This window comes from Corynebacterium meitnerae, from assembly GCF_027570075.1.
In the GTDB taxonomy this organism is placed as follows: Bacteria; Actinomycetota; Actinomycetes; order Mycobacteriales; family Mycobacteriaceae; genus Corynebacterium; species Corynebacterium meitnerae.
On the sequence record NZ_JAKMUS010000017.1, the window covers coordinates 1 to 13,670 of the forward strand.

General features: G+C 62.1%; 12 protein-coding genes. 1 reads left to right on the forward strand and 11 read right to left on the reverse strand.

Annotation, left to right across the window (positions count from 1 at the left end; translation table 11 throughout):
• From L8U60_RS09275 to L8U60_RS09285, 3 genes are all read right to left on the reverse strand, one after another.
• Nucleotides 1-2,145: Rib/alpha-like domain-containing protein (locus L8U60_RS09275; protein WP_269966087.1), on the reverse strand; the 2,145-nt coding region annotated here is incomplete at its 3' end.
• Nucleotides 2,146-2,516: 371 nt separating this feature from the next.
• Nucleotides 2,517-3,806, reverse strand: a complete 1,290-nt coding sequence (locus L8U60_RS09280) for an adenylosuccinate synthase (protein ID WP_269966088.1) — start codon at nt 3,804-3,806, stop codon at nt 2,517-2,519.
• 91 nt (nt 3,807-3,897) lie between these two features.
• The gene (locus tag L8U60_RS09285; RefSeq protein ID WP_269966089.1) at nt 3,898-4,317 is read right to left on the reverse strand and encodes an NUDIX hydrolase; all 420 of its coding nucleotides are present in this window, start codon (nt 4,315-4,317) and stop codon (nt 3,898-3,900) included.
• Nucleotides 4,318-4,363: 46 nt separating this feature from the next.
• Here L8U60_RS09285 and L8U60_RS09290 point away from each other — a divergent pair, with 46 nt between their 5' ends.
• Nucleotides 4,364-5,227, forward strand: coding sequence for a hypothetical protein (locus L8U60_RS09290; RefSeq protein ID WP_269966090.1), 864 nt, complete (start codon nt 4,364-4,366; stop codon nt 5,225-5,227).
• A gap of 128 nt (nt 5,228-5,355) precedes the next feature.
• Here the strand turns inward: L8U60_RS09290 and L8U60_RS09295 are convergent, their stop codons facing one another.
• The 8 genes from L8U60_RS09295 to L8U60_RS09330 form a co-directional block, all read right to left on the reverse strand.
• Complete coding sequence (locus L8U60_RS09295; protein ID WP_269966091.1) at nt 5,356-6,657, reverse strand: FUSC family protein; 1,302 nt, start codon at nt 6,655-6,657, stop codon at nt 5,356-5,358.
• A 74-nt stretch (nt 6,658-6,731) separates the two neighbouring features.
• Complete coding sequence (gene fbaA / locus L8U60_RS09300) at nt 6,732-7,766, reverse strand: class II fructose-bisphosphate aldolase (protein WP_269966092.1); 1,035 nt, start codon at nt 7,764-7,766, stop codon at nt 6,732-6,734.
• Nucleotides 7,767-7,796: 30 nt separating this feature from the next.
• The gene (locus L8U60_RS09305; RefSeq protein ID WP_269966093.1) at nt 7,797-9,080 is read right to left on the reverse strand and encodes a glycoside hydrolase family 76 protein; all 1,284 of its coding nucleotides are present in this window, start codon (nt 9,078-9,080) and stop codon (nt 7,797-7,799) included.
• 655 nt (nt 9,081-9,735) lie between these two features.
• Complete coding sequence (locus tag L8U60_RS09310) at nt 9,736-10,446, reverse strand: TrmH family RNA methyltransferase (RefSeq protein WP_269966094.1); 711 nt, start codon at nt 10,444-10,446, stop codon at nt 9,736-9,738.
• Nucleotides 10,433-10,987: an orotate phosphoribosyltransferase gene (pyrE, locus tag L8U60_RS09315; protein ID WP_269966095.1), complete on the reverse strand. Its 555-nt coding sequence runs from the start codon at nt 10,985-10,987 to the stop codon at nt 10,433-10,435. The genes L8U60_RS09310 and pyrE overlap by 14 nt, the downstream gene beginning before the upstream one ends.
• 84 nt (nt 10,988-11,071) lie before the next feature.
• The gene (locus tag L8U60_RS09320) at nt 11,072-12,076 is read right to left on the reverse strand and encodes a type III secretion system chaperone family protein (RefSeq protein ID WP_269966096.1); all 1,005 of its coding nucleotides are present in this window, start codon (nt 12,074-12,076) and stop codon (nt 11,072-11,074) included.
• A 340-nt stretch (nt 12,077-12,416) separates the two neighbouring features.
• Nucleotides 12,417-13,250, reverse strand: a complete 834-nt coding sequence (locus tag L8U60_RS09325; protein ID WP_269966097.1) for a sulfurtransferase — start codon at nt 13,248-13,250, stop codon at nt 12,417-12,419.
• Between the two features lie 14 nt (nt 13,251-13,264).
• Entirely contained in the window at nt 13,265-13,666 is a 402-nt protein-coding gene (locus L8U60_RS09330) for a DUF4265 domain-containing protein (RefSeq protein ID WP_269966098.1), read from the reverse strand.
• Nucleotides 13,667-13,670: the final 4 nt, after the last annotated feature.

The following is a 13,670-nucleotide window of genomic DNA, read 5'->3' on the forward strand; positions in this document are numbered from 1 at the left end:
GTACTTCGGCTCAACCGTCGCAGCAGTCAGCTCTGCAACGTTGAAGGTAGCGTCAGCGCGAGCGACGATGCGGCCCTGGGTCTTCGGGTTACCGGATCCGTCCTTGACGGGGTCGCCGTTCTCGTCGAGAACTGGAACCTGGAGTTCCTCGTTGCGCATGACGACTGGGAAGCTGTACGCCTTAGCAGCCTGGTCAGCCTTCGGGGTGAAGGTCACAACACCGTTCGCAGGGTCAACCTTGACCTGGTCTTCAGTGACGCCCTCAGGCAGCTTGCCGAGCTCAAACTTAGCCTTGTCAGGCTTGGTTTCTTCAGTCTCGGTTGCCGGGTTGTCGAACTTCGGCTCAGAGGTGGCCTCCTCGCCACGCTTCGCGTCGATCGGGTCGTACGCGAGATAGTCGCGAGCGACTGCGAAGGCATCCATCGCCAGAACCAGGTCGTTCTTCGGGTCCGGGTTGTTAGGGGTGACCTTCAGGCGAGCGGTGAACGTGTCACCGGTCTGAGCGTCCGCTGGAACCTCGAGCTCACAGCTCGGGATCTTGGTTGCGGAGTCCGGCTTAGCGGTTGCACACGTCTTAACGACCTTGCCGTTCTTGTCGACCCACTCGATGTAGTAGTTCAGGTTGTCCGCAATCGGCAGACCGGCAGTATCAGTCTGGACCTTGTCACCAAGGTTGGCCCAGTTGTCGGTGGTGTTCTTATCGACAACGTCGAACTTCAAAGCCTGCGGAGCAAGCGCGATGTTCCAGCCGGTGTAGCTGTCAATGGTGTTACCGATGAGTGCGCCGTCGCCACCGAAGAGCTGCGCGTTAGCGCCAGCGTTCAAGTCAGCACCGAAGCCCGGGCCAGCCCACTGGCCAAGAGCCCACGGGTACAGCGCGCCGATGTTGTCCGGAAGCGGCTTGCCGTCCTTGCCAAGAATGCTGACGTAGCTCCAGTGCATATTGACGTGCTTGGAGCTCGAAAGACCGTTAGTCCAGTTGCCCTCGCCATGGGAACCTGCGAGCTTGCCGAACTTGTCTTCAGACACAAGTCCACGCGTCTTGTGGCTGTAACCATAGAGGCCCTTCCACCGCAGCTCGAACGTACCGTCAGCGCCGGTGGTGGTGGTCAGGGTTTCTGCGATCCAGCCTTCTGGATCCGCTGCCACCTGCTCATTGATCCACTTCTGCAGACCCTGCTCATCAACAGGGGTCCAGCCCTTGCCACGCAACGTCTTGCCCGCGAAGTTGCTCTTCGCGTACGCCTCAATCTTGTTCACCGCGTCATCGGTGAGGTAGGAGCCAACAACCTTCATGCCAGCGGCAGGAACGTCCTTACCGTCAAAGGCGCTCACTGTGTTGTGGTTCTTAGCGCCCTGCAGAACGTCAAGGTTCCAGAAAGCTCGACCGGCGTAGGTGCCACCGTTGCCACCAGTGCCGGTGCTTTCCGCCCACTTATTCTCTGGGAGATGCTGCGGCAGTTTGTCCTTCTGCGCGTACTGGATGGTCATGCCGGTGATCTTGTTGCCGCCCCACTGGTGATCACCCTGTGTAGTCGGGGTGGTATTAGCACCAATACCCGGGAAGATACCAGCTGCCGGCTGGTGCACCAGACGGTACTTATCCGTCAGGTCTTCCGGAAGTTCGGTCCACACGCGGATTTTCTCACGGTTCTCATCCCGGCTCCAGTCAGCACCATCATTCAAGTTACCTACACTGGCATCCGCACGGAACTCACGGGTCACACCGAGAGCATCGGTGTATGGAGCCATATTCAGGGTGAAGTTACCGTTAGCATCAGACTCGGTGTAGTAGACCGGCGAGGAATGCTGAGTGTTTTCACCCTCGTACCACTGGGCGTAGACCTTAACACCCTTCAGTGCCTTACCAGAGTCCTGAACGTTACCAAAACCAATCTTGGCTTCGACGATCTCCTTGACAGAACCGGAGATGGTGCCCTTCTGGGTCGCCTTGCCCGGGGAGTAGATGGCTTTGTCGCTACCGCTCGCGGGGGGGGTGCTTGCCTGGTCCGGCTGCGCGTTAGCAACCGAGACGAACGGTGTCCCTGGCGTTACGGCGTGGACGAAAGGGCTCACCATGGCAACAGAAAGTGCCGCGGCCGCGATGGTTACGCCACGGCGGCGGGCAATATTCTTGATGTTCATGTTTTCCTTCCAAAGAAGTGAAAGTAATAAGTAATTCGGTCCGCGCCAGGGGGCATGAAGCGTAGCGGCGCAGTCCGTACATGAGATGCTTTAACGGCGCACAGCAATAATTGCGGGCACCATACGGTTTCTCACATCTATAAAAACTATCAGCGGCAACAAAATGTCTCCACCACAAAGCTTTTTCCATTTCTACACAAAATCAAAATAGGTTGGAATTCCCATGAAATCGCAGGTGAATGCGACCAGCGGTTTTAAACCACCCTCCTCCCATCCCCACCAACGGGGGTATAGACAAAACCGATGATGCTGATAAGCAAAACGCGCCGCTCCCCATTCGCGGGAAAGGCGCGTTATGCGGTGGTTGAGCTTTAGCGCTCCATGACGTCGTGGCGAACGATGGTTTGGTCGCGGCCGGGGCCGACGCCGATGTAGCTGATCGGTGCGCCGGAGAGTTCCTCGAGGCGGAGGACGTAGTCCTGAGCCTTCTGGGGGAGGTCCTCGAAGGTGCGGCAGCCGGTGATGTCTTCGTCCCAGGCCGGCATCGTTTCGTAGATGGGCTCGGCGTGGTGGAACTCAGACTGGGTGAGCGGCATTTCGTCGTGGCGGACGCCGTCGACGTCGTAGGCGACGCAGATGGGGATCTCGCCGATGCCGGTGAGCACGTCCAGCTTGGTCAGGAAGTAGTCGGTGAAGCCGTTGACGCGGGTGGCGTAGCGGGCGATCACGGAGTCGTACCAGCCGCAGCGGCGCTTGCGGCCGGTGTTCACGCCGACCTCACCGCCGGTTTCCTGGAGGTAGTCGCCCCACTTGTCAAAGAGCTCCGTGGGGAATGGGCCGGCGCCCACGCGGGTGGTGTACGCCTTGATGATGCCCAGGGACGCGGTGATCTTCGTCGGACCGATGCCGGTGCCCACGCAGGCGCCGCCGGCAGTCGGGTTGGAGGACGTAACAAACGGGTAGGTGCCGTGGTCCACGTCCAGCATGGTGGCCTGGCCGCCCTCCATGAGCACGTGCTTGCCTTCGTCAAGAGCCTTGTTCAGCTCATATTCTGCGTCAATGACCATCGGCTTCACGCGGTCGGCGTAGCTGAGGAAGTACTCCAGCACCTCTTCCGGGTCGATGGCCTTGCGGTTGTACATCTTCACCAGCATCTGGTTCTTCACATCCAGAGCGGATTCGATCTTCTGGCGGAGGATGGATTCGTCGAAAAGATCTTGGACGCGGATACCCACGCGGGCGACCTTGTCCGCATAGGTCGGGCCGATGCCGCGGCCAGTGGTGCCAATCGCGCGCTTGCCCAGGAAGCGCTCCTGCACGCGGTCCAGCGTCTGGTGGTACGGGGATACCAAGTGCGCATTCGAGCTGATCTTCAGGCGGCTCGCATTCGCGCCGCGGGCCTCCAAGCCGTCGATCTCCTCGAACAGAGCCTCCAAGTTCACCACCACGCCGTTGCCCAGCACCGGGGTGGCGTTCTCACTGAGCACACCCGCTGGCAGAAGCTTCAGCTCATACTTCTCACCGCCCACGACAACGGTGTGGCCGGCGTTGTTGCCGCCGTTGGGCTTCACCACATAATCGACCCTGCCACCAAGAATGTCCGTGGCCTTACCCTTGCCCTCGTCGCCCCACTGGGCACCGACGATAATGATGGCCGCCATAGAAACGCTCCCTAATTCACGCTGTGTTCACAGCTGTCATGTGCGTGCTCATTGCGGGGTCAGCCCGCAAAAGTCCAGCGCTATTGTACCGCTACCCTGTTGGATTGTTCGCAGTGAGCGCCGGAAAGACCTTTGTCTCTAATAAAGGGGCGAGGTCTACGCCGGCATCTTGTGGGTTGTGCGGGTCGATCCACCGGACTTCCGCGATCTCTGCTGCCGGTACCGGATCCACCGTGGCAGGGCAGGTGAAGATGGTGCCTTCCACCTCACGTCCCGCCTCATTCGCCGCGGTTGTGCGGAAGGTGCCTAGGTGGGTAAGTGTGGTGGCGTCAATGGCGGTGCCGATCTCCTCGCGGACCTCGCGCACGGCGGTGTCGCGCGGCGTTTCACCTGCTTCGGGCTTGCCGCCGGGCAGCATGAAGCGGTGCGTGTTCTTCTTGCGCACGGCCAACACGCGGCCTTCGGCATCACGGAAGACAACGGCACAGACGCGGATTGGTTCGTGGGACATGGCCTCAATATACAAACCGTGGGCGTGGGGCTGTAGCGTGAGCGCCATGCGGCTTGTTCATTGCGCGTGTGACACTGGGTTTATTTTTGGCGGTGCTGTGGATGTGGAGGAGCACCGGCTTCCGGCGATCCCTTCGCGGAAAGACCTTCGGTTTCTTGATGAGGTCGCGCGGTTAGTCCTCCCCGTTGACCCCACGCCGTCGTTGCAGGAGATTGCGGCGTCGCCGTCGGTGTCGCATCTGGGGGAGCCCACTTTTGCGCCCCAGCAGCCGGACGAGCCTTTGCGCGTCATTGTGTCCGGCACGGACGCGGCCTTGAGTGCGGTGCTGACCCGCATGATGCGCGCGGATTACCTCTGGGCGGAGGTGGCCTACCTGCCCGTGGATCCCACCTCCCCCGCTTCGGTGCTGTGGGGGCTGGCGGATCTTTCTTCTGCGGAGCGCCTCGCCCTTGCGGTGTCCGGGCCCGTTCGCCCGATCCCGTGTATCCGCAATGACTCCGGTGTGGTTGTTGCTGGTTCGGCGATGCTGCAGCACGTTGATGATGCGCCGTATTTTGGCGAGATCGTCGTGGACAGCACTGTCCTTATCCGCGGCACCGGTGAACCCGCCCGGCGCGGTGCCGTGACGCCGTATGGTGCGCGTTTAGTTCCTACTGTTTCCGCCCCGGGCCTGGCGGCTGCCGCGATTGTGGGGCCGGTTAATCCCCCGGCGCGACGCTTCCCGCGTCTGTGGGGTGGGCGTGAATTTGTGCCCTCACCGCTGGACCCCACGCACACGCCCACGGGGCGTGCGCTGCAGTCGGGTGGGCAGGGCATTCTGGTCACCGTCGATGGTGTGGCTGCCAAGCGCCCGGTGGAGCGCGTGACGTTCTACCGGCACCTGCGCGACATTCAGGCGGTGCGCGGGTAGGTAGTCGCGCTGGCGGGTGAAGGATTTTACATCGCAGCGCCCGATGGTGGGGCTATACCAACCTTTGACCTGCGAGTTTATAGCCCTTGCGGATAGGCTCGGTACAAATCCTTCACCCGGGGCTGCGATTAGTCGCTTCCCTGTCCACCAACGTCACCCGTGCCCAGCTCCGGCGGGTAGGCGGGGGTTTCGGAGGTCGGCTTAAGCATCGCTACCGCGGATTCGCGGGACCAGCCGCAGATCTTCAGCAGGTCGACGATAAGCGAGCGTGACTGCGCCAGAATCACCGCGGCGGACAGGGTGGCTTCGCGGCTCTTGTCCGTTGGTTGGTGCACGGTGGCGTTGACCTCATCAGCATTCGGGCCCTGGCACGGTGAGTAGGGGCCATGCGGGGGCTGGCAGTCCAGGTCAAGGACCTCTAGTCCGGTCTCCGCGGCGAGGGCGCGCAGGCGGTTCGCTACCGCCGGAATGCCTTGGGCACGGCTGACTTTTGTCTTCGCCTCAAACAGGTCGGATAATTCCAGCGCGATGGAGGAGAGCTGGTCCAAGATCCACAACTGTTTCGGCGAGACAATGTCCTGGTCCTCCACCAGCACGAGGGCGCGGCGGGCCAGCACGCGGGTGGTGCGCACCGCGTTGTCGGTGGACGGAACAATGCGGGACAAGGACTGAACATCACGGCGCGAGCCCCACAAAAACGGCGAGAGCTGAGTGGATTCCTCACCGGATTTGGTGGCGGTGGAGATCGCATCAATGTCGGACTGCGTGCCGCGGATGGCTTCCAATGCCAGGGCCATCTCGGTGGGGTTTTGGCGGGAGATGCCGGTGGAGACGTCGTCAAGCACGGAGCTCAAAATAGCGAGGACCTTGGATATCTCCTGGCGCGCGGCCGTGAGCGGCGCTGATGGCACGAGCGCCACAACGGCCAGGCCCACCGCGGACCCGATGAACGCGTCCACCGCGCGGTCGAGTCCCGTGACGGCGGCATCGGGCGGCATGATCGTGGAAATCAGAATCGACCCGATAGCCACCTGGTTTGCCACCAGCATGGATTTGGAGAAAAACGACGCGAACAGCATCGACCCACACACCGCCAGCGCGATCTGCCAGCCGCCCGGGCCGAGTGGCGCGAACACAAGGTCGCCGACGAGCACTCCCAGGATGCACCCCAGCGACATATCCAGCGCGCGCTTAATCCGCTCGCCGCCGGAGAGCCCAACGATGATCACCACACTGATCGGCGCGAAGAACGGCTGCCCGTGGCCCGCCCACTCCGACGCAATGAAGAACGCCAAACCCGCCGCAACACCCACCTGGAGTGCCGGCCAGAAGCGCTGCAGCACACGTTTCAGGCGCGCTTCCAGCGAATCCTCCACCGCCGCCATGCGCTGGCGCGTGGACATACGCACGCGATTCATTCGTCGTTCCATTGGCATCACACTTGTTCGAGGGAATACAAAAGGTCAGGCCATTTTAGCGGCCTGACCTTTAAGTTGAGGGGTGTTTAGCGGGACACAGACTTGCCCACGGACTTGAGGTTCTCGCACGCCTCAACAACGCGCTCAGACATGGACTGCTCTGCCTTCTTCAGGTAGGAGCGCGGGTCGTAGGCCTTCTTGTTGCCCACCTCGCCGTCGACCTTCAGCACACCGTCGTAGTTCTCAAACATGTGGGACGCCACCGGGCGGGTGAATGCGTACTGGGTGTCGGTGTCCACGTTCATCTTCACCACACCGTAGGTCAGGGACTCAGCGATCTTCTCCGGCTCGGAGCCAGAGCCACCGTGGAATACGAAGTCGAACGGACGGTCACCAGCGGACAGGCCAAGCTTCTCCACGGCCGCTTTCTGCCCCATGTCGAGGACCTCCGGACGCAGCTTCACGTTGCCCGGCTTGTACACACCGTGGACGTTGCCGAAGGTGGCTGCCAGCAGGTAGCGGCCCTTCTCACCGGTACCGATTGCGTCGATGGTCTTCTCAAAGTCCTCGCGCGAGGTGTACAGGTTCGCGCCTGCCTTTGCCTCAACGCCGTCCTCTTCGCCACCGACAACACCGATCTCAACCTCGAGAATGATGTTGGCCTTACGAGCTTTCTCCAGCAGCTCCTGCGCAATCTCCAGGTTCTCATCGATCGGGATGGCGGAACCATCCCACATGTGGGACTGGAACAGCGGCAGCTCACCACGGTCCACGCGCTCCTGGGAGATCGCGATCAGCGGACGCACGTACTCGTCCAGAACTTCCTTCTGGCAGTGGTCCGTGTGCAGCGCCACGTTGATGTCGTACTGCTCAGCCACCTTGTGAGCAAACGCCGCGAGAGCCTCCGCACCCGCAACCTTGTTCTTCACCGACAGGCCGGAACCGAACTCGGCGCCACCAGTGGAAAACTGGATAATGCCGTCCGAGCCTGCCTCAGCGAAACCACGCAGTGCAGCGTTAATGGTCTCCGAGGAGGTGCAGTTGATGGCCGGGAAGGCGAAGCCTTCCTTCTTGGCCGTGTCGAGCATCTGGTTATAAACCTCAGGGGTTGCAATAGGCATGGAGAGTCCTCTCACTCGAATGCGGTTACGTTAACTAGTATGCCCGCTTTGCGCGACCCGCGCTGCAGCCTCGAGCAACATCCAGCCAGAAAGTTGCACAGAAAGGTCCCGTTCAGGAATTTTGGGGCTCTTGCCTATATGCGCCTCCCCACCCCCATAGTTATGCGGCAACCTCGCCCCCACCACCCAGCGCACCGGGAACACAGGCAATCCGTCCACTTCAAGGCGGTTGTTCCACATCGCAGCAGCTGACGACATCACCAGCCGTGCCGCTTCCCTCTTCGCCGCGCGCCCCTGCGCCGTCTCATCCGGCAACCGCACCGCCACGTCAGCGAGGTAGCGCGCCAAGATCCCCTGGAACAGCGCCCCGTCCCCACCCTGGTTCGGTCCGCAGTCGCGAGGGTTATCAATCACCCCCGCCGGCGTCGCCATATGCTTCCCCACTGCCCGCACCAGGTCATGGATCCGAGCAATGTAGAACATCTGCTCCTCCGCGCTGCTGTCTTCCTCGTTCCCCAGCGCAATCGCAATCTCCAGCGCCGCCCCCAAGACCGTGCCTTGGTTGTAGGAGTACGCGATCTCCACAGCCCGTGGACCATCCGCATGCAAACGGATTCCGTCCTGCACGAGCCCGTTATCCGCCATGACGTGGTCGAAGATCCAGCTCATCACCTCACGAGCCTTATCCAACCTGCCACTTCGCGCCATCATGATCGCCGCCGGCCCATTCGCCGGCACGTTGAAGAAGCGGTCATCCGTCCGCCACGGCAGCACACCCGTGACGCTGTCCAACCCCGCGAGGATGTTGAACTCCAGGTCTTCCAGCGCCCGAATCCGCGTCACCGGTCGGCGCAACAACCGCGCCACTTTCGACACCCCCGGCAGCCCAGCAAGCCCAGACAACCGCAGCTTCGACTTCCCCGACTTCCCAGCCTTCTTCGCCGAACCCTCTTCCGCACCAATTCGTGCCAACGCCAGCGCCAGCCACGCCTTGTCGTCGTAGTACCGGTTCTTAGACAGGCTGCGGCGGTTCCGGATCCGAATGCCCCGCACCGTGCGCACAATGCTTGCCCGGCGTGCCTTCGTCGACTGACGACGCTCCGCATCCACCTGACAGTCCACATAATGCGCCTGCCACCAGTAGTGCCACGTCACGAACGCCTTTTCTTGCTGAGTGGCCGGCCACGCCACCACCGCGAGGTTCGTCCGCGGCAACCCCCACAACCGCGACGCGTGCCGCTCATTGATCGCCGCTTCAGCGAGGTCCGCCCGGTGCGCCCACATTTCCGCCGAGTCAGAGACAGATGGTCTCATGCGTGCCACTCTGCCTCCTTCTCCCGCACTTTTCCAGTGCTTTCCAGCGCGTTCCAGCGCTTTTCCCGCGCATTCCCGCGCATTCCCGCGCATTCTCGCGCATTCTCGCGCATTCTCGCGCATTCTCGCGGCGCGCTTTCAATAAATCTTTATCTATTTTCTACTCCCTTTCGTTACTGGGAGCCAACCCCCATTTCTAGCGCCTCCCCTGCGCTTTTCTCCCTCTCCTCTCCCCTCTCCCCTCCCCCTCCTCTCCTTACTTCCTCCCTCTCTCTTCTTTCCCTCGCTTCCCCGCATTTCTCGCTCTTTCTAGCTTCCGGGCTTCCCCGCTCCCTCCTCTCCCTTCCTTGCCTTTCGGCCTCGTCCCCTCCCTTCCGTAACCAGGGAAGAAAACCCCACAACTGCAAAACCTCTCCCCCTAACTCTCCCTCGCGCAGAGCACATATATAGCTGAAATGACATGCGGACAAACCTGTCCGCATACCTCCCTAAAAGACCGCAACCAGCACAAACACCCCATTTTCAAGCGGACACACTCTGCGTCCGCTTCTCTAGCCCTCTTTAACGCTGGTCACAACCCCACCGACCCCCTAACGGACACATTTGTCCGCCCCTCTTTTCACACATATATCCGCGCTCCCCCGCGGCGCGGAACCTACCAGGCGTCCTCAAGATTGGCGTGCTGGCGCACCCACGCGTGCATCGCGATACCCGCCGCAACCCCCGCATTAATCGAACGCGTCGAACCGAACTGCGCGATCGAACACGTCATCATCGCCGCATCCTGCGCTTCCACCGTCACACCCGGACCTTCCTGCCCAAACAAGAGCACGCACTCGCGCGGCAGCTCCGCGGTCTCCAATGGCACTGAGCCCGGAGTGTTATCAATAGCCACGACAGCCAAGCCGCGCTCCGCGGCCCAGGCCATCAGATCAGCGACGGTTTCGTGATGAATGATGTGCTGGTAGCGGTCCGTCACCATCGCACCCCGGCGATTCCAGCGGCGTCGCCCCACAATGTGCACCGCTTCCGCCAGAAACGCATTCGCGGTGCGGACAACGGTGCCGATGTTCATGTCATTCTCAAAATTCTCAATCGCGACATGAAACGGGTGGCGGCGCTCATCCAGATCCGCACGAATCGCATCCATCGACCAGTACCGGTACTGGTCAACAACATTGCGGGTATCGCCGTTCTCCAAAAACTGGGGATCCAAACGCGGATCCGCAGGCCACTCCCCCTCCCACGGGCCAACACCGTGACGGCCCTCGTTCCACTCGGTGGGGCCCTTCGCCTCAGAGGTGCTCTCGGCGGGGTCCGCGGGGGTATGGGAGTTGTCGGGAGTGTCGGGATTAGGCGAGGCCAAGATCATCCAGACCGAGGAGGAAGCGGTAGTCGAGGCCGGCCTCGTGAAGCACTTTGTCCGCACCCGTCGCGCGGTCGACCACGGTGGCGACCGCAACCACCTCAGCACCCTCCGCGCGGCACGCCTCAACGGCCGTGAGCGGGGAGTTACCGGTGGTCGTCGTGTCCTCCACAACCAGGACACGCTTGCCCTTGATGGACGGGCCCTCAATGCGGCGCTGCATGCCGTGCTTCTTCGCTTCCTTGCGCACCACGAAGCTGTCGATCGGGCGACCGTCCGCGTGCATCACGGCAGTGGCCACGGGATCGGCTCCGAGGGTGAGGCCACCAACAGCGTCGAAATCCAGGTCAGCGGTCAGCTCGCGCACGAGAGCACCGATGAGGCGGCTTGCCTCGTGGTGCAGCGTGGCGCGGCGCAGATCCACGTAGTAATCAGCTTCTTTACCGGAACTCAACGTCACCCGACCATGGACAACAGCGAGCTCCTTCACGAGCTCAGCAAGACGGGCTTTGGCGGCAGCATCAATAGTTGTGGCACTCATGCCACTAAGGTTAGCCACCTTCGGGGAAAAGCCGTGCGTTAGCCGGTGGATTAGTCGGAGTTAGTCCGTGGGGTAGCCGGGTGGTTAGTCGCCGAAAATGGAGGGCGGGTCGAGTTTGCGTGCGACGCGGGTGCCGTCATTAGGTTGCGGGTCCTGGCCGCCAGTGCCGATCGCGTTGATCTCATCCGATCCCACCTCATGGTCCGCTACCTCGCCCTTCACGCTGCCGGTGAGGCGCGTGGGCATCTCCAACGGCTCCTCCGGGCGGGCAATGGGTGGATGGGAGGGGTGGGATTGGGGTTGGGAGGAGGGGGCATCGATAAGCATGGGCTTCCCCATCTCCCGCGAAGTGCTGGCGAGCTCGAGGCGTGGCCAGGTTTCGGGCGGGAGGGTGCGCGCGGCGTCAGCGAGCAGCGCGAGGGGTGCGAAAACCGCATCCCAGCCTGCAGGTTCCTCGAATTCCGCGACGACCCACTCTGACTCGAACCAGACCGCTCCGACCTCTTGCGGGAGCATTTCCAGCGCCGTGCGGACGCGGACATCGAGCATCCGCTCGGCCGGGCCGGCCTCGGAGGCGAAGACCGCGAAACCTTCAGTTTGGGCGACCTCGACGAGATCGTCCGACAGCTGCCGAGTCAGCGGGAGACGACGCATATCCACGACAACATCACTGGTCATACCCGTTCCCATGCCAATAACGGTGGTGCCGTCGATGTCCGCGATGCGTGTTTCGTGGCCGAACTTGGTGCCGGTGAGCACGTCGCGGATCGGCGCGCCGGTGGCGGCGGCGCCGCGGGTCCACTCGTCGTGGAGGAACTCGTCCTCGTTCGTGTAGGTGAAGCCGTTGGCCGTGGCCCACTCACGGCGCGCGCGGCGGGAGAGTTTGTGAGCCTTGGGCTTTTTGGTGGGCTTAGGCTTCTTGGCGGGCTTGGGTTTGGGGGTTTTGGGTTGCTTGGGTTTGCTGGTTGTGGCTGGTTGTGGGGTTTTCAGGGCGGAATTCTGGCTAGAACTCTCAGCGGAATCCGCGCGCCACAAAAGGCTCGCCCCGACCAGGGCGAGCACGGAGAGTGTTAGTAGTACAAAACCCATCGGTTAGCACTGTATCGGGAGTTGGGGTTGATCCCGGGTAGGCGCGGGCGTATGCGTGAGTCAAGAGTGCGGGTATATGTGCGACAAGTGATGTGGACAAATGTGTCCGTTTGGGGAGCAGTGGTGCCGTGACCAGCGTTGAAGAGGGCTGGAGAAGCGGACGCAGAATGTGTCCGCTTGAAAATGGGGCGTTTGCGCTGTTTACGGTCTTTTCGGGAGGCAAACGGACAGATTTGTCCGCATGTCATTTCAGCTATATATGTGCTCCTCCTGGGCCCAGGCGGGCGGGCATGGGGCCGAGGTGCGACGGGGTGGGGCCGAGCCCCGGGCAGTCGCGGGGCTAGATGTCGCGGGAGACCGGGTTGGACACGTCCGCAGCCCACTGGGACCAGCCGCCGATGTAGTGGGTGAGCATCGGCAGACCAGCATGAACGGCTGCGGCCAGCAACTTGGCGGAGTGGTTGCCCGAGCCGGAATAGACAACGGTCGAGGCCGGATCAGTGGTGTGGGTGATGCCCAGGTGGGCGAAGCGTTCCAGGATCTCGTCAATAGGTTTCACCATGCCGTCACCGTCAAAGAGATCCTGCACCGGCAGATTCCGCGCACCGGGGATGTGGCCGGCTTTCTTGTCCAAGCGTTCTTTGAGGCCGCGGAAGCGGTTGGGCTGGCGAGCGTCGATAAGCAGGCCCTTAAAACCGTGCACATCGTCGATCGTGGGCACCTGGCCGCGCTGCGCGTCAAGCTCCGAATGGACGTTGACGGGGCCGGGGCCGGCGACCGTGTCGAAGCCGAGCGCATCCCATGCGGCGAACCCGCCGTCGAGAATACGGACGTTTTCCACGCCCGCCCAACGCAGCGTCCACCACACGCGGGCGGCGAAAACGCCGTGGCCGACGTCATAAACAATGACCGGGCGATCCTCCGCGATCCCCCAGTGCCGGAACGTCTCACTCAGCCGCACCAACGACGGCAACGGATTGCGGCCGACCTCCGCGGTCGGCGTACCCACGAGGTGCAACGACATGTCACAGAACTGAGCCGTAGGAATGTGCTCAGAGTGAAAGGCAGACCGTGCACGGCCAGCGTGCTCATCCCACAGCGCGGCCAGCAGCGTGAACTTCTGGCCGGTGCGAATCAGTTCGCGCAGCTCTTCGGAGGAAACGTAGACGCTCATGGCGCCCACACTACCTACGCGAGCGAAATGATGCCCTGAGTTTCAAGGCCTTCCAACCACTCGCGGATACCATCCTTCGGCGCGTCCGGGCCGAGGGAAGCGCCGAGCATTCCGCCCGGGCCCATCTCCACCCGGCAGCCGAAAGCCAGCAGCGTTTCCGCGATGTCGTTCGGGCCGGGACGCTGCACGAGAATGCGCACCGTTTCGGCGCCGCCCTTCACCACCACCTGGTTAATGTGCAGGCGGCCGCCAACGCGGACGCACTCGACGATGTCCCCGACATTGATGCTCGTATCCAAAAACGGCACCGATGCCACCACGAAGTGGCCACCTCCAAGATCGTGGGCGGCCAGCTCTTCGTTCTCCACGCCGGGCAGCAAGGTGCGGGCGTAGATGGTGGTGAGGGGTTGGTGCATGGGG

Coding starts and splice junctions, on each gene's coding strand:
- L8U60_RS09280 (WP_269966088.1), bottom strand. CDS start 3,806: ATGGCGGCCATCATTATCGTCGGTGCCCAGTGGGGCGACGAGGGCAAG.
- L8U60_RS09285 (WP_269966089.1), bottom strand. CDS start 4,317: ATGTCCCACGAACCAATCCGCGTCTGTGCCGTTGTCTTCCGTGATGCC.
- L8U60_RS09290 (WP_269966090.1), top strand. CDS start 4,364: ATGCGGCTTGTTCATTGCGCGTGTGACACTGGGTTTATTTTTGGCGGT.
- L8U60_RS09295 (WP_269966091.1), bottom strand. CDS start 6,657: ATGGAACGACGAATGAATCGCGTGCGTATGTCCACGCGCCAGCGCATG.
- fbaA (WP_269966092.1), bottom strand. CDS start 7,766: ATGCCTATTGCAACCCCTGAGGTTTATAACCAGATGCTCGACACGGCC.
- L8U60_RS09305 (WP_269966093.1), bottom strand. CDS start 9,080: ATGAGACCATCTGTCTCTGACTCGGCGGAAATGTGGGCGCACCGGGCG.
- pyrE (WP_269966095.1), bottom strand. CDS start 10,987: ATGAGTGCCACAACTATTGATGCTGCCGCCAAAGCCCGTCTTGCTGAG.
- L8U60_RS09320 (WP_269966096.1), bottom strand. CDS start 12,076: ATGGGTTTTGTACTACTAACACTCTCCGTGCTCGCCCTGGTCGGGGCG.
- L8U60_RS09325 (WP_269966097.1), bottom strand. CDS start 13,250: ATGAGCGTCTACGTTTCCTCCGAAGAGCTGCGCGAACTGATTCGCACC.
- L8U60_RS09330 (WP_269966098.1), bottom strand. CDS start 13,666: ATGCACCAACCCCTCACCACCATCTACGCCCGCACCTTGCTGCCCGGC.